The sequence below is a fragment of the Streptomyces sp. NPDC088746 genome (assembly GCF_044751065.1).
Classification (GTDB): domain Bacteria; phylum Actinomycetota; class Actinomycetes; order Streptomycetales; family Streptomycetaceae; genus Streptomyces.
Window position 1 is genome coordinate 794,351 of sequence record NZ_JBIVLA010000002.1, and the last position, 14,931, is coordinate 809,281.

At 70.4% G+C, this 14,931-nt stretch carries 17 protein-coding genes; 7 read left to right on the top strand and 10 right to left on the bottom strand.

The genetic code is table 11. The features are described from left to right. Positions 1-94: 94 nt before the first annotated feature. Positions 95-1,759 (bottom strand): fumarate hydratase, encoded by a 1,665-nt coding sequence (locus ACIP63_RS11180; RefSeq protein ID WP_401513675.1) that lies wholly within the window; start codon positions 1,757-1,759, stop codon positions 95-97. Between the two features lie 205 nt (positions 1,760-1,964). Here ACIP63_RS11180 and ACIP63_RS11185 point away from each other — a divergent pair, with 205 nt between their 5' ends. Further along, positions 1,965-2,633: a DUF1707 domain-containing protein gene (locus ACIP63_RS11185; protein ID WP_401513677.1), complete on the top strand. Its 669-nt coding sequence runs from the start codon at positions 1,965-1,967 to the stop codon at positions 2,631-2,633. A 162-nt stretch (positions 2,634-2,795) separates the two neighbouring features. Then, entirely contained in the window at positions 2,796-3,161 is a 366-nt protein-coding gene (locus ACIP63_RS11190; protein WP_401513680.1) for a WhiB family transcriptional regulator, read from the top strand. Positions 3,162-3,222: 61 nt separating this feature from the next. Here ACIP63_RS11190 and glpX read toward each other — a convergent pair whose 3' ends face one another. Next, positions 3,223-4,254, bottom strand: coding sequence for a class II fructose-bisphosphatase (gene glpX, locus ACIP63_RS11195; protein WP_104788715.1), 1,032 nt, complete (start codon positions 4,252-4,254; stop codon positions 3,223-3,225). 144 nt (positions 4,255-4,398) lie between these two features. Here glpX and ACIP63_RS11200 point away from each other — a divergent pair, with 144 nt between their 5' ends. Further along, positions 4,399-4,944: a DUF4245 domain-containing protein gene (locus tag ACIP63_RS11200; RefSeq protein WP_401513683.1), complete on the top strand. Its 546-nt coding sequence runs from the start codon at positions 4,399-4,401 to the stop codon at positions 4,942-4,944. Positions 4,945-5,033: 89 nt separating this feature from the next. Here ACIP63_RS11200 and ACIP63_RS11205 read toward each other — a convergent pair whose 3' ends face one another. From ACIP63_RS11205 to ACIP63_RS11220, 4 genes are all read right to left on the bottom strand, one after another. Continuing rightward, complete coding sequence (locus ACIP63_RS11205) at positions 5,034-5,624, bottom strand: malonic semialdehyde reductase (RefSeq protein WP_401513685.1); 591 nt, start codon at positions 5,622-5,624, stop codon at positions 5,034-5,036. 131 nt (positions 5,625-5,755) lie between these two features. Further along, positions 5,756-6,010 (bottom strand): exodeoxyribonuclease VII small subunit, encoded by a 255-nt coding sequence (locus ACIP63_RS11210; protein ID WP_401513688.1) that lies wholly within the window; start codon positions 6,008-6,010, stop codon positions 5,756-5,758. 40 nt (positions 6,011-6,050) lie between these two features. Beyond that, positions 6,051-7,262 (bottom strand): exodeoxyribonuclease VII large subunit, encoded by a 1,212-nt coding sequence (xseA, locus tag ACIP63_RS11215; protein WP_356716072.1) that lies wholly within the window; start codon positions 7,260-7,262, stop codon positions 6,051-6,053. A 204-nt stretch (positions 7,263-7,466) separates the two neighbouring features. Beyond that, a complete protein-coding gene (locus ACIP63_RS11220) occupies positions 7,467-8,810 on the bottom strand; it encodes an APC family permease (RefSeq protein WP_401513692.1) in 1,344 nt (447 codons plus the stop codon). A gap of 77 nt (positions 8,811-8,887) precedes the next feature. Between ACIP63_RS11220 and ACIP63_RS11225 the strand changes: the two genes are divergently transcribed. Continuing rightward, positions 8,888-9,877, top strand: coding sequence for a 4-hydroxy-3-methylbut-2-enyl diphosphate reductase (locus ACIP63_RS11225; protein ID WP_393764463.1), 990 nt, complete (start codon positions 8,888-8,890; stop codon positions 9,875-9,877). Positions 9,878-9,975: 98 nt separating this feature from the next. Then, complete coding sequence (gene ppgK / locus ACIP63_RS11230; protein ID WP_401513695.1) at positions 9,976-10,713, top strand: polyphosphate--glucose phosphotransferase; 738 nt, start codon at positions 9,976-9,978, stop codon at positions 10,711-10,713. A 3-nt stretch (positions 10,714-10,716) separates the two neighbouring features. On the opposite strand, the gene ACIP63_RS11235 is transcribed toward ppgK, so the two are convergent. Then, a complete protein-coding gene (locus ACIP63_RS11235) occupies positions 10,717-11,217 on the bottom strand; it encodes a DUF6542 domain-containing protein (RefSeq protein WP_401515065.1) in 501 nt (166 codons plus the stop codon). A 340-nt stretch (positions 11,218-11,557) separates the two neighbouring features. Here ACIP63_RS11235 and ychF point away from each other — a divergent pair, with 340 nt between their 5' ends. Continuing rightward, a complete protein-coding gene (ychF, locus tag ACIP63_RS11240) occupies positions 11,558-12,646 on the top strand; it encodes a redox-regulated ATPase YchF (protein ID WP_401513698.1) in 1,089 nt (362 codons plus the stop codon). 120 nt (positions 12,647-12,766) lie between these two features. On the opposite strand, the gene ACIP63_RS11245 is transcribed toward ychF, so the two are convergent. From ACIP63_RS11245 to ACIP63_RS11255, 3 genes are all read right to left on the bottom strand, one after another. Beyond that, positions 12,767-13,159 carry a DNA-binding protein gene (locus ACIP63_RS11245; RefSeq protein ID WP_358761274.1) on the bottom strand — a complete coding sequence of 131 codons (393 nt, stop codon included), beginning with the start codon at positions 13,157-13,159 and terminating at the stop codon, positions 12,767-12,769. Next, positions 13,159-13,410, bottom strand: coding sequence for a hypothetical protein (locus ACIP63_RS11250; protein ID WP_401513702.1), 252 nt, complete (start codon positions 13,408-13,410; stop codon positions 13,159-13,161). Before ACIP63_RS11250 ends, ACIP63_RS11245 begins: the two co-directional genes overlap by 1 nt. Before the next feature lie 106 nt (positions 13,411-13,516). Continuing rightward, positions 13,517-13,984 carry a hypothetical protein gene (locus ACIP63_RS11255; protein WP_401513705.1) on the bottom strand — a complete coding sequence of 156 codons (468 nt, stop codon included), beginning with the start codon at positions 13,982-13,984 and terminating at the stop codon, positions 13,517-13,519. Here ACIP63_RS11255 and ACIP63_RS11260 point away from each other — a divergent pair. Further along, complete coding sequence (locus ACIP63_RS11260; protein WP_401513708.1) at positions 13,941-14,930, top strand: DUF5937 family protein; 990 nt, start codon at positions 13,941-13,943, stop codon at positions 14,928-14,930. The genes ACIP63_RS11255 and ACIP63_RS11260 overlap by 44 nt on opposite strands. Position 14,931 lies beyond the last annotated feature (1 nt).

Consider the following 14,931-nt stretch of genomic DNA (forward strand, 5'->3'; position numbering starts at 1 on the left):
CCCCGCCGCGACGTTCACGCCTCCACCGGACCCGTCCGCACACGCCGAAGGGGCGCACCCGGTGGCCGGGGCGCCCCTTCGGCGGGGTGTGCGGTCAGCCGAGGCCGGGGCCGCGGACCGGGATGCTGGTGAAGGTCGGGGCCGGGGCGGGCTCGGTGAAGAAGTCGTTGCCCTTGTCGTCGACCACGATGAACGCGGGGAAGTCCTCGACCTCGATGCGCCACACCGCCTCCATGCCGAGCTCCTCGTACTCGACGACCTCGACCTTCTTGATGCAGTCCTGCGCGAGGCGCGCGGCGGGGCCGCCGATCGAGCCGAGGTAGAAGCCGCCGTGCGCGTCGCAGGCGTCCGTGACCTGCTTGGAGCGGTTGCCCTTGGCGAGCATCACCTTGGAGCCGCCCGCCGCCTGGAACTGCGCGACGTAGCTGTCCATGCGGCCGGCCGTCGTCGGGCCGAAGGAGCCGGAGGCGTAGCCCTCGGGGGTCTTCGCCGGGCCCGCGTAGTAGACCGGGTGGTCCTTGAGGTACTGCGGCATCTCCTCGCCGGCGTCGAGCCGCTCCTTGATCTTGGCGTGCGCGATGTCGCGCGCCACGACCAGCGGGCCCGTCAGCGAGAGCCTGGTCTTGACCGGGTACTTGGTCAGCTCGGCGAGGATGTCGTCCATCGGCCGGCTCAGGTCGATCTTCACCACGTCGGACTCGTCGAGGTGCTCGTCCGTGGTCTCCGGCAGGAAGCGCGCCGGGTCCTTCTCCAGCTGCTCCAGGAAGACGCCCTCGGCGGTGATCTTCGCGGTGGCCTGGCGGTCGGCCGAGCACGACACGGCGATGGCGACGGGCAGCGAGGCGCCGTGCCGGGGGAGGCGGACCACGCGCACGTCGTGGCAGAAGTACTTCCCGCCGAACTGCGCGCCGATGCCGATCTTCTGCGTCAGCTCGAAGACCTTCTCCTCCAGCTCCTTGTCCCGGAAGCCGTGGCCGGTCGGGGAGCCCTCGGCGGGCAGCTCGTCGAGGTAGTGCGCGGAGGCGTACTTCGCGGTCTTCAGTGCGAACTCCGCCGACGTGCCGCCGACGACGATCGCCAGGTGGTACGGCGGGCAGGCCGCCGTACCCAGGGAGCGGATCTTCTCCTCCAGGAACTTCATCATGGAGGCCTCGTTGAGGACCGCCTTGGTCTCCTGGAAGAGGAACGACTTGTTGGCCGAGCCGCCGCCCTTCGCCATGAAGAGGAACTTGTACGCGCCGCCGTCCGTCGCGTACAGCTCGATCTGGGCCGGGAGGTTGGAGCCGGTGTTCTTCTCGTCCCACATGGTCAGCGGGGCCATCTGCGAGTAGCGCAGGTTGAGCTTCGTGTACGCGTCGAAGATGCCGTGCGACAGGGCCTCCTCGTCACCGCCCTCGGTGAGCACGTTCTGGCCGCGCTTGCCCATGACGATCGCCGTGCCGGTGTCCTGGCACATCGGCAGGACGCCCGCGGCGGCGATGTTCGCGTTCTTCAGGAGGTCCAGCGCGACGAACTTGTCGTTGGAGGAGGCCTCCGGGTCGTCCACGATGCGGCGCAGCTGGGCCAGGTGGGCGGGCCGCAGGTAGTGCGAGATGTCGTGCATGGCCTCGGCGGCGAGGGTGCGCAGGGCCTCCGGAGCCACCTTGAGGAACGTACGGCCGTCGGCCTCGAAGGTCGAGACGCCGTCGGCGGTCACCAGCCGGTACGGCGTGGTGTCCTCTCCCAGGGGGAGCAGATCGGAGTACGCAAACTCTGGCATTACGGCCATTCCTCACTCGGCGACAGCGGCTGACCACCCTTGGGCAGCGCATCCACCAGGGTAGAACGCCGCCGACGCGCCGAGCCTGTGAGGTAGGGCTCACCCCGGGACGCTTGCTCCCGCATGGCCGATTCGCGCACGACGGATCCGGTACGGGGCCGGAGAGGTGCTGTCGCGATCTATCGCGTTTCGGTACGCTGTCCCGGTGGACCTTGAGAAGCAGCCTCAGCAGCCCGTCGCTCCGGCCGGTCCCGCGCCCGCCGGAATCCGCGCATCCGACGCGGACCGCGACCGGATCGCGGACATCCTGCGGGACGCCATGGCCGAGGGCCGGCTGACGGCCGAGGAGCACGCCGAGCGGGTCGACCTGGTCTACCGCGCCAAGACCATCGGCGAGCTCGAGCCGCTGGTCCAGGACCTCCCGGCAGCGGGCGCCGCCCGCCCGGCCCCCTCGCCCTACGGTTACGGCCCGGAGGCGGCGACCGGTCCCGCCGAGAATCTGGTGGCGGTCTTCAGCAGCTCCACCCGCAGGGGCCGTTGGCGCGTCGGTGGGCGCACGAACGCCTTCTCGCTCTTCGGCAGCGTGGAGATCGACCTGACCGAGGCGCTGTTCGGCCAGCGTCTGACGGTCATCAACGCGACGTCCATCTTCGGCAGTGTCGAGATCAAGGTCCCCGAGAACATCTCGCTGCGCGGCAGCGGAACGGGCATTTTCGGCAATTTCGAGGTCGACACACTGGAATCCACCGACCCCGAGGCACCGGTGGTCGTCGTCAACGGCTATTCCGTGTTCGGGAACGTCGAGGCGAAGCCCAAGCGTGGCAAGCTCATCACCAACCTCCAGCGGCAGCTGCGCAAGCACCTCGGCCACTGAGGCCGCGCGGCCGGGGACCGCGAATTCCGGCCGGCGGGCGCCGTGATGGCGTCGCGGGGGCCGGAAGGCGGCGCCACTCAGTGCATAGGCGTGCGTACAGCGGGTAGGGAGAGCTGCATCGCCTCTCGCTCACGAAGCCGAAGCCGTCGTCAGGAGTGGACCGTGCTGCACATGCCGCATCAGCCCCTGCAGGTCGCCGCCGTGCCGTCCCAGCGCACACCCGCGCGGGAGGACCAGGCGGGGCCCTGGCACTCGGAGGCTGTGTGCCGCCGGGACGAAGCCGGGCTCTTCTTCGCCCCGTCGAAGGAGCCGACCGCTGCCCGGCTGGCCCGTGAGGAGGCAGCGAAGCAGGTCTGTGCGAGATGCCCGGTGATGGTGGAGTGCCGGGAGCACGCGCTCATACAGCCCGAGCCCTACGGGGTGTGGGGCGGCCTCACCGCCGCCGAACGCCGCGTGGTGCTCGCCCGGCGCCGCAGGCGCGACGTGGAGCTCAAGGCCGCGGCGCCGACGGGCCGCATAGCCGGCTGAGACCGTACGTGGATGTGGGGGCCGTCCGGTCGGGCGGCCCCCACATCCACGCGCTCCGGAGCTACTTGGCGCGGTCGAAGTCGATCGCGCTGTAGGCGCGCAGCTTCGACAGCCGGTGGGTCGAGGAGATCGTCCGGATCGTGCCGGACTTGGACCGCATCACGATCGACTCGGTGGTCGCCGTCTCCGCGCGGTACCGCACACCGCGCATCAGCTCACCGTCGGTGATCCCCGTCGCTACGAAGAACACGTTGTCGCCGCTGACCAGGTCGTCGGTCGACAGCACCCGGTCCAGATCGTGGCCGGCGTCCAGCGCCTTCTGCCGCTCGGCCTCGTCCTTGGGCCAGAGCTTGCCCTGGATGACACCGCCGAGGCACTTTATGGCGCAGGCCGAGATGATGCCCTCGGGGGTACCGCCGATGCCCATCAGCAGGTCGACGCCGGTGCCCTCGCGGGCGGCCATGATGGAGCCCGCCACGTCGCCGTCGGAGATGAACTTGATCCGGGCGCCGGTCTCGCGGATCTCCTTGACGATGCCGTCGTGGCGCGGGCGGTCCAGGACGACGACGGTGACGTCCTCGGGTGTGGAGTTCTTCGCCCGTGCGACGCGCCGGATGTTCACCGCCACGGGGGCGTTGATGTCGACGAAGTCGGCGGCCTCGGGTCCCGTGACCAGCTTGTCCATGTAGAAGACGGCGGACGGGTCGAACATCGCGCCGCGGTCCGCGGCGGCCAGTACGGCGATCGCGTTGGGCATGCCCTTCGCGTTGAGCGTGGTGCCGTCGATCGGGTCGACGGCGATGTCGACCTCGGCTCCGGTGCCGTCGCCGACGCGCTCGCCGTTGAACAGCATGGGCGCTTCGTCCTTCTCGCCCTCACCGATGACGACGATGCCGTTCATGGACACCGTGGAGACGAGCGTGCGCATGGCTTTGACCGCGGCGCCGTCGGCGCCGATCTTGTCCCCGCGGCCGACCCAGCGCCCGGCGGCCATGGCGGCGGCCTCGGTGACCCGCACCAACTCCAGGGCCAGGTTGCGGTCGGGGGCCTCGGGGGAGACCTCGAGCTGGGACGGCAGATGATGCTCGGACATCGGAGCGCACCTTTCTGTACGACGACGACCGGAAAAGAGGGTGCTGTGACTCTATCGGTAGGTCGATAAAATGAGCAGAGCGGGTCACGTATGAGCGGGTGCCCGCTGGCCGGGCGTCCGGTGGCCCATGCCACCATTGAGTCCGTGGCAAGCAAGCGAGGCAAGCAGACCGTCCGGGACATGATCCTGTCGATGCTCGTGATCACCGCAGTGGCGGGCGTCGTCTACATCTTCATCCCGCACGACGACAAGGCCGACCCCATCAAGGCGGTCGACTACCGGGTCGAGCTCGCGACGGCCCGTCGCGCCGCGCCGTACCCCGTGGCCGCCCCGGCGGGGCTGCCCGAAGGCTGGAAGCCGACCTCCGTCTCGTACGAGGGGCACAACGGCTCGGGATGGCACCTCGGCTTCCTCGACCCGGACAAGAGGTACGTGGCCGTCGAGCAGTCGACGGCCCCGGCGAAGAAGTACGTCTCCGAGGTCAGCCGGGACGCCGAGAACACCGGGCGCACGCGCGAGGTCTCGGGCCGGGACTGGGAGATCTGGAACGGGCCGAAGTACGACGCGCTGGTGCTGCACGCCGAGGGTGTGACGACGGTGGTCACCGGCTCGGCCCCCGCGGACCGGCTGGCGGAGATGGCCGCCGCGCTGAAGGCGCCCGCCCCCTCCGCCGCGCCCTCCGCCTCCTGACGGCCCGTACCACCGGAAGAGCCCCGCGACGCTCGGCGTCGCGGGGCTCTTCCGCTGTTCCCGGGAGGCCGGCGCCTCCGGGAAGGGGATCAGACGGTCGTGATGACCTCGTCGTAGGACAGGCGCGGCAGGCGCGGGAACCAGGCGTCCTCGCCGGGCTTGCCGATGTTGACGGCCATGAGCAGCTTGTGGTCGCCGTCCAGGAACTCCTTCTCGATGCCCGCGGCGTCGAAGCCGGTCATCGGGCCGGCGGCCAGGCCGGCGGCGCGGACGCCGATGATGAAGTAGGCGGCCTGCAGGGTGGCGTTGAGCGCGGCCGACTGCTCGCGGACCGGGCGCTCGGAGAAGAACGCGTCCTTGGCCTGCGGGAAGTGCGGCATGAGCGCCGGGAGCTCCTCGTGGAACTCGTGGTCCGCGACGAGGAGCGCCACCAGCGGTGCCGCCAGGGTCTTCGGGCGGTTGCCCTCGGCCATGTGCTTCACGAGGCGCTCGCGGCCCTCCGGCGTACGGACCAGGACGACGCGCAGCGGCGACTGGTTGAAGGCCGTGGGGCCGTACTTGACCAGGTCGTAGATCGCCTGGACCTGCTCGTCGGTCACCGGCTCGTCGGTGAACGTGTTGGCAGTGCGGGCCTCACGGAAGAGGAGGTCCTGGGCGGCGGGGTCAAGAACGAGGGACATCTGGAGCGTTACCTTCCGGGCTGTGCGGATCAAGCGACACGATCACCGTAACGAGAGATAGATTAAAGTTCAACTAAATCGGTCCCGGAGTGATCCACCGCACAAGAGGTCCCCGAAGTGGCCGGAAGCGCCTACTCCGCGCCGCCGCCGGCCTCCGAAGGCTCCTCGGGGCGTGCCAGCGCCGCGTCCAGCCTGGCCCGCGCACCCTCCAGCCAGTGCCGGCACACCTTCGCCAGCTCCTCGCCGCGCTCCCACAGCGCCAGCGACTCCTCCAGCGTCGTGCCGCCCGCCTCCAGGCGGCGTACGACCTCGATCAGCTCGTCCCGCGCCTGCTCGTACCCGAGCGTGCCCGTCGCGGCAGCCGTCGTCGTCCCGTCGTCCGTCATGCCGACCACCCTATGCGCGGGCTCCGACAAACCCGGCGGCTCACTCCGCGACCCGTACGGTGAACTCGCCCTCGGAGACCCGCGCCCGCAGCTCCTCGCCCGGCGCCCCGGCGTCCGCGGGGGAGCGCACCACATGGCCGTCCGGCCGCTGCAGCACCGCGTATCCCCGCTCCAGCGTCGCCGCCGGCGAGAGCGCCACGACCCGGGCCCGGGTGTGCGCGAGCTCCGAGTCGGCGCGGTCCAGCAGGTGCCCGAGGACCCTGCGGCTCCGCCCCACCAGTGCGTCGACCTCCGCTTCCCGCTCGTCCACCATCCGCTGCGGCCGCTCCATGGAGGACCTGCCCAGCGCATGCGCCAGCCCCCGCTCCTCCCGGTCGATCAGCCCCCGCACGGTCCGCAGCGCCCGGTCCCGGAGCTGCTGGACGCGGTCGAGCTCCTCACCCACGTCCGGCACGACCTTCTTCGCCGCGTCCGTCGGCGTCGACGCCCGCACATCGGCCACCAGGTCGAGCAGGGGCGAGTCCGGTTCGTGCCCGATCGCGGAGACCACCGGTGTGCGGCACGCCGCCACCGCCCGGATCAGCGCCTCGTCGGAGAACGGCAGCAGGTCCTCGACACTGCCGCCGCCACGGGCCACGACGATCACGTCGACCTCCGGCAGCCCGTCCAGCTCCTGGACCGCCTGGACCACCTGATTCACCGCGTGCACACCCTGCACCGCGGTGTTACGGACCTCGAAGCGCACCGCCGGCCAGCGCCGCCTGGCGTTCTCCAGGACATCGCGCTCCGCCGCCGATGCCCGTCCCGAGACCAGACCGATCAGCTGCGGCAGGAAGGGCAGCGGCTTCTTCCGGTCCAGGGCGAAGAGCCCCTCGGCCGCCAGCGACTTCTTCAGCTGCTCCAGCCGCACCAGCAGCTCGCCGATGCCCACCGGCCGTATCTCCGTGGCCCGCAGGGACAACTGCCCGCGCGGGGCGTACCACTCGGGCTTCGCGAGGACGACCACCCGCGCGCCCTCCGTCACCACATCGGCGATCCGGTCGAAGACCTGCCGGAAACAGGTCACGCTCACCGAGATGTCGTGGGAGGGATCGCGCAGCGTCAGGAACACCACCCCGGCGCCGGGCCGGCGTGACAATTGGGTGATCTGCCCCTCGACCCAGACCGCACCGAGCCGGTCGATCCAGCCGCCGATCAGCCGCGACACGTCGCCGACGGGTAGCGGGGCTTCCGGAGACGTAGTGAGAGCCATACGGGCGAGCGTATCGGCCCGTACGGACAACCGGCCTTTCCTAAGGGCTGTCCCGTAATCCCTGGCGGGCGCACGACGACAGCTACGGCACCTCGCTGCGTTGTCGGAACGCCCGAATACATCCAGTATGCGAACGCCCCTCCGCCTTGCGATGCACCGCATCTGACGCCGTGCGCTGATCCACCAGGGATTACGGGACAGCCCTTAGGCCGCCCGCCGCCCCCACTGCACCGCGAGCACCACCAGACCGATCCCCAGCCAGCACAGCCCCACCAGCTGGGCGCTCGTCGTCGCCTCCAGGATCACCGCGACCAGCACGCCCGCGCCCACCACCGGCACCACGATGTGACGCCACCAGTTCGGCGGCCCCTCCATCCGGCGTACGGCGAACCAGCCGACCACCGACGCGTGCAGCAGCACGAACGCGGTGAGCGCGCCCACGTTCACGACCGACACGAGGTGGTCGAGACCGTCGTCGCGCCGGGCCGCCCACACCGCCGCCACCAGCGTCACGACCGCGGCGCACGCGATCGCGACCCGCGGCACCCCGGACCGGCTGTCGACCCGGGACAGGAACGACGGCAGCCGCCCCTCCCGCCCCATCGCGAACACCAGCCGGCCGGCCGCCGCCTGCCCGGCCAGCGCCGCGAAAGCCGCGCCGACCGCCTTGCTGGCGGCCACCAGATCGTGCAGCCAGGAGCCGACCGAGGCGTCCACCGCGTCGTAGAACGCGGACCCCTGCTTCACCGGGTCCGCCGCCAGCTCCGCCGAGCTCACCGGTTCCAGCAGCGCCGCCAGGTACGACTGGACCACGAACAGAGCGCCGGCGAGCACCAGGCAGAACAGCACCGCCCGCGCCACCTTCGCCGAACCCCCCGTCACCTCCTCCGCGAACGAGGCGATCGCGTCGAACCCCAGATAGGACAGCACCGCGACGGACACCGCCCCCAGCACCGCCGTCATCGAGAACCCGGTGTCCCCGGTGAGCGGCGACAGCCAGCCCCGCTGCGCCCCGTCCCTGGCCAGCACCACCACCGCCGACACCACGAACACCAGCAGCACCACGATCTCCATGGCGAGCACCGCGAACCCCACCCGGGCCGCCGCCCGTACGCCCCAGAGGTTGAGCAGCGTCGTCACCACGACCGCGATCGCCGTCCACACCCACCGCGACACCTCGGGGACCAGCGCGTTCATCGCGATCCCGGAGAAGAGATAGGCGACGGCCGGGATGAGCAGGTAGTCGAGCATCGCCATCCAGCCCGCGATGAACCCCGGCCCCTCCCCGAGGCCCTTGCGGGCGTACGCGAAGACCGACCCGGCGAGCGGGGCCACCCGGACCATCTGGGCGTAGCTGAACGCGGTGAAGGCCATCACGAGGGTCGCCACGAGATACACCAGCGCCACGGCCCCGTCGGACTTGGCGTCCAGGGTGCCGAAGACGCCGACCGGGGCCATGGGCGCGATGAACAGCAGCCCGTAGACCACCAGGTCCCGGAACCCGAGTGTCCGCCGCAGCTTTCCCTCTTCCGTGCTGCTCCCCGCCATGAACCCTCCGTCGCTGGTTGCGTACGCATCAGTCTCGCGACCCCGTCGGCCCGGCGCCTGTTCGGTACGGCCTTACGATGGGACGCATGACTGCTTCTCCTGCCCGCCGTGTCCTGCTCGCAGCGCCCCGTGGCTACTGCGCGGGCGTGGACCGCGCCGTGATCGCCGTCGAGAAAGCACTGGAGCAGTACGGTGCCCCGGTCTACGTCCGTCACGAGATCGTGCACAACAAGTACGTCGTGCAGACCCTCGAGAAGAAGGGCGCGATCTTCGTCGACGTGACCGCGGAGGTGCCCGAGGGCTCCATCGTGATGTTCTCCGCGCACGGGGTCGCCCCGACCGTCCACGCCGAGGCCGCCGAGCGCAAGCTCGCCACGATCGACGCGACCTGCCCGCTGGTGACCAAGGTCCACAAGGAAGCCGTGCGCTACGCCAAGGAGGACTACGACATCCTCCTGATCGGCCACGAGGGCCACGAGGAGGTCATCGGCACGAGCGGCGAGGCCCCCGACCACATCACGCTGGTCGACGGCCCGGACGACGTGGCGAACGTCGAGGTCCGCGACGAGTCGAAGGTCGTCTGGCTCTCCCAGACCACGCTCTCCGTCGACGAGACGATGGAGACGGTCGGCGCGCTCAAGGAGAAGTTCCCGAACCTCCTCTCCCCGCCGAGCGACGACATCTGCTACGCCACGCAGAACCGCCAGATCGCGGTGAAGAAGCTGGCCGAGGACGCCGAGCTGGTCATCGTCGTCGGCTCGAAGAACTCCTCCAACTCGATCCGCATGGTCGAGGTCGCCCTGGACGCCGGCGCGCCCGCCGCCCACCTCGTGGACTTCGCCGCCGAGATCGACGAGGCGTGGCTGGAGGGCGTCACCACCGTCGGACTCACCTCCGGCGCCTCGGTGCCCGACGTCCTCGTCGACGGCGTGCTGGAGTGGCTGGCCGAGCGGGGTTACGCGGACGTCGAGACGGTGAAGACCGCCGACGAGTCGATCACCTTCTCGCTGCCCAAGGAGCTCCGGCGCGACCTGCGGGCCGAGGCCGCCGCGCTCTCCGCCCAGTGACCGGGGGGCGCCCGGCTCCCGGCCAGGCGACCCGGGTGCACCCGCCGGATCGCTCTTCCGGGGAGTGATCCGCGCCACCTGCCCGTACCGTGGATCACATGGAGATCTTCGGTGTGGATATCGGCGGTTCGGGGATCAAGGGTGCGCCCGTTGACCTGGACCGCGGAGAGCTGGCGCAGGAGCGCCACAAGGTACTGACACCTCACCCGGCCACGCCCGAGAGCGTGGCCGACGGTGTGGCCGAGGTCGTCGGCCATTTCGACTGGCAGGGGCCGGTCGGCATCACGTTCCCCGGAGTCGTCACCGGCGGCGTCACCAGGACCGCGGCCAACGTGGACAAGGGCTGGATCGACAAGGACGCCCGGGCGCTGCTCAGTGACCGTATCGGGCAGTCCGTCACGATCCTCAACGACGCCGACGCGGCCGGTGTCGCCGAGATGACCTTCGGGGCGGGCCGCGACCGCAAGGGCACGGTCATCATGCTGACCCTCGGTACGGGCATCGGCAGCGCGGTCTTCACCGACGGGCAGCTCGTCCCCAACACGGAGCTCGGCCACCTGGAGCTGCACGGCCACGACGCGGAGAAGCGCGCCTCCACGAAGGCCAAGGAGGACGAGGACCTCAGCTGGTCCCACTGGGCGCACCGGGTGCAGAAGTACCTGCTCCACGTGGAGATGCTGTTCTCGCCCGAGCTCTTCATCATCGGCGGGGGCGTCAGCCGCAAGGCGGAGAAGTTCCTGCCGCTCATCGAACACGTACGGGCCGAGATGGTCCCGGCCCAGTTGCAGAACAACGCGGGCATCGTCGGTGCGGCCATGGCGGCCGCCGGCAAGTAGCGTCTAGGCGCGGGGGCGGCGGGCGGCCCGGTCGGCCCTGACCAGGTGTCGCTGCCGCTCCCGCATCTGCCGGATCTTCCGTACGGAGGCGATGAGACCCGCGACGAGCGTGCCCCCGTACAGCCAGCCCGCCTGGACGGCGAGCGCGGTCACGACGGCCATCGCCTGCCCGCCGAAGCCGCCCGTGCCCCCGGCGACGGGGATCACGCCGACCGCGAAGGCGATGGGCACGATGATCGGGGCGGTCACCAGGTCGGCGGGCCGCACCCAGAGGGCGGTCAGGGCGCTGACGGGCAGGAAGAGCAGTCCGTACACGAGCTCCGAACCGCCGAAGAGCAGCCGGTCCACGCAGGCCAGCAGGAACATCGCCAGGGCCGCGAAGAGGCCGGCGCCGATGCCGGTCAGCCGGGGGTTGGGGAATCTGCGCAGCGCGAGGACCACGGGCGGGGCCCCGCGCCGGGGCCCGGGACCCGGGCCGGCCGCCGGAGCCGGGGCGACCGCCACCGCCACCGGGGAGCCGGCCGCACCCGTGGCCTCACCGAGGCCGCGGGGCGGTGCGGGCCGGCCCTGCGGGGGCTGGGTGCGCTGCGGGGTACGTGTCCTGTGCTGGTCCACCCCGACAACCTAGGACGCCGGGTGCACTCTTTCGGGCGTTGGACACGCGCTTTGGGTGACCTTGGCGTTGCGTTCGATACCGCACGGCCGAAACAGGCCCGTTCGGCCCCCGGCCGGACTCCTGCCCCGCACCCGTGACGGGCCGACCGGCCCCGCCCGTAAACTGGAGAATCGGTCCACCCCCGGCCCGCCCGCACAGCCCCGCTCCTCACTTCAGGAAGTCGCCAAAGTGTCGCTCACGATCGGAATCGTCGGCCTGCCGAATGTCGGCAAGTCGACCCTTTTCAACGCCCTGACCAAGAACGACGTGCTGGCGGCCAACTACCCGTTCGCCACCATCGAGCCGAACGTCGGCGTCGTGGGCGTCCCCGACCCGCGCCTGAACACGCTCGCCGAGATCTTCAGCTCGCAGAAGCTGCTCCCCGCCACGGTCGACTTCGTCGACATCGCGGGCATCGTGCGGGGCGCGAGCGAGGGTGAGGGCCTGGGCAACAAGTTCCTCGCGAACATCCGCGAGTCCGATGCGATCTGCCAGGTCATCCGCGCCTTCAAGGACGAGAACGTCGTCCACGTCGACGGCAAGGTCTCGCCCAAGGACGACATCGAGACGATCAACACCGAGCTGATCCTCGCCGACCTCCAGTCCGTCGAGAAGGCCGTCCCTCGCCTGACGAAGGAAGCCCGCCTCCAGAAGGAGAAGGCCGCGGTCCTCGCCGCCGTCGAGGAGGCCCAGAAGATCCTCGAGGCGGGCGACACGCTCTTCTCCCAGGGCATCACGGCCGGCACCGAGAAGGGCCGCCTGCTCCACGAGCTGCACCTGCTCACGACGAAGCCCTTCCTGTACGTGTTCAACGTCGACGAGGACGAGCTCGTCGACGAGGACTTCAAGAACGAACAGCGCGCCCTGGTCGCCCCTGCGGAGGCCATCTTCCTCAACGCCAAGATCGAGTCCGAGCTGATCGAGCTCGACGACGACGAGGCCCTCGAACTCCTCCAGTCCATGGGCCAGGAAGAGCCCGGCCTGGCCACCCTCGGCCGCGTCGGCTTCGACACCCTGGGCCTCCAGACCTACCTCACGGCAGGCCCGAAGGAAGCCCGCGCCTGGACGATCAAGAAGGGCGCCACGGCTCCGGAGGCGGCCGGTGTGATCCACACCGACTTCCAGAAGGGCTTCATCAAGGCGGAGATCGTCTCCTTCGACGACCTCGTCGAGACGGGCTCGGTCGCGGAGGCCCGCGCCAAGGGCAAGGCGCGCATGGAGGGCAAGGACTACGTGATGCAGGACGGCGATGTGGTGGAGTTCCGCTTCAACGTCTAACGATTCGTCAAGAGGCCTGCCCGGTACGCCTGCTGGCGGCCAGGCAGGCCTCTGTTCGTGTGGAGTCCATGCCTGTGAGTCGTTGGAGGCGGGTCTGTGCGGAGCGACCGCGGCCGGTGTTCAGACCTTGACGACCTCTACGGTAGGCCCGCACAGGAGCGTCAGGTCCTCGGGGTCGGAGGTCAGGACGGTGACCGGCCGGGGCGAGGTGCGGGCGATGACGGCGAAGGCGGCGTCGATGGCGTACTTGTGGCCGTGGAGACGGTGGGTGCGCAGAAGGGCGGCGGCTTGGTCGGTGATCTCCTTGGTGACGTCATGGACGTCGACGCGGGAAAGGACCCACCTGATGCGTGCGGGGTGGATGCGCTCGTAGTCGGCCTCAAGAGTGGTCATGGCGCTGGTGGCGACACGGACGCCCTCCTCAGACGCTGCTTGGACCAGAGCCGCGACGGTGCGGTCCTTGCGATAGAGCTTCGAGAGGCCTTCGCTGTCGAGCAGGAGGGTGCCGGGCATCAGGCGGCGGCCCCGCCGACCCGCCGGTGGTCGTGGCGCAGCAGCGCACGGGCGGCCTCGACCTCCTCGCGGGTGAGGGCTTCGTTGTCGGTCTCGAAGTCGGCGACGATCTCCCGGAGCTTGTCCATGGCGATCCGCTGTTCGAGAGCTTCGGCGACGTAGGCGGAGAAACCGCCGGGTCCGACGTGGGCGCGTGCGGCTTCGGCGAGATCCTCGGGCAGGCTGATGGAGTACTTCTTGCTACCGCTCATGGTGCCGATGCTACCAACGGTCGTACGATGTCGCGGGGAAAATGGCGGTGCCAGCGCAGACCGGCGCAACGTGGCCGGTCTCCTCGGGGTGCCGCAACGGCATCGGTCACTTCTCCGGGTGCAGGTCGGTACGGTCGATCCAGGTGGGGGCGACGAAGATGTTGTCGCCGGCGGGGGCTTCGGAGGCTTCCAGTAGGTAGCAGGTGCGGGACTCCTCGACCAGGTGCTCCCAGGGCGCGGTCCAGTGGAGTTCCCAGTCCAGGCCGGGGCCAGAGACGCTGTATGTGCGGCCGGCGTTCACTTGCCAGAACTGGGAGTAGAGGATCACCTGGGCGTGGTCGGCCAGGTCGTTGATGATCTCGGTGAAGTGGGCCGAGGGACAGCCGGGGGCGTATCCGCAGCGGTGGCTCGCAGGCGCGCGGTGAGCGGTGGGACTTCGGGGGTGCGCGCCGAGTTCGGTCAGGGCCGCCGCTGCACGGAGCCGGGCCGCGCTCGATCGGCCGAGTCGTGTCGGCGGTAGCCTGCTCGACGTGCCGCAGAAGTATGTCGAGTTCCGCCTTGCTTCGGAGGACATCTCCACCGTCCGATTCGGCGTGTCGCCAGGGCATGAGATCGTCCACGCGGTGCGGACCCTCAGTCGACCGCAGGAGCAGCCGCTGCAGTGGGGATGGCTGCGCGCCGTTCGCGACGATGTCCCCCGGGAGTCCCTCGAGTTGCTGCGCCTCGTCGTGGGCGAAACCGGGTACGCGCCCGATCTGTTCACGTCGGCCGCGTCGTGGGATCTCACGCCTGCGGATGAGATCGAGCGGCTGCGACAGGCGCCGCTCGCGCCGATCTCGGTCGACCTGAGCAAGCGCGCGGTCCGCAGCGCCGGCGTCGCGCGGGCCGCGCTCGAGAGGATGGCGGCCGAGCCCGCGAGGATCCGCGCCGTGATCGTGCGCCACGTCGAGGCGCTCTGGGAGGCCGCGCTCGCGCCGTACTGGGCGCAGATCGAACGCATCCTTCATGCGGACATCGGCTCTCGGGTGCGACGGATGACCGCGGACGGTCTGGCCGGGATGGCGGCCGATCTCGGCGAAGGTGTCGAGTGGAGCGCCGACACCGGCTTCGACACCGTGCGCGTGCGGATGGAACGACACGAGGAGATCGTCGACTGCCAGGGGCGGGGCCTCGTGCTCGTGCCGTCGTTCTTCGGGCGCCACTGCGCGGTACTCACGGAGCCGCCTGCGCAGCCGACGCTGTTCTACCCCGCGCTCGGGGTGTCCGAGGTGTGGCATCGTGCCGATTCGCCGGACGCGCTGGCGGGCCTGCTCGGGGAGAGCCGCGCCGCGGTGCTCGTCGCGCTCGGCGTGCCGCTGTCGACGACGGAGACCGCAGGAGAGGCCGGGATCGCGGCTTCCACCGCATCCCACCACCTCGACGCCCTGCGCGCCGCCGGGCTCATCGCGTCCCGGCGTGCCGGGCGGCGCGTGCTGCACGTGCGCACGCCGCTCGGTGACGCGCTCGTCCACCGCGTCTGAC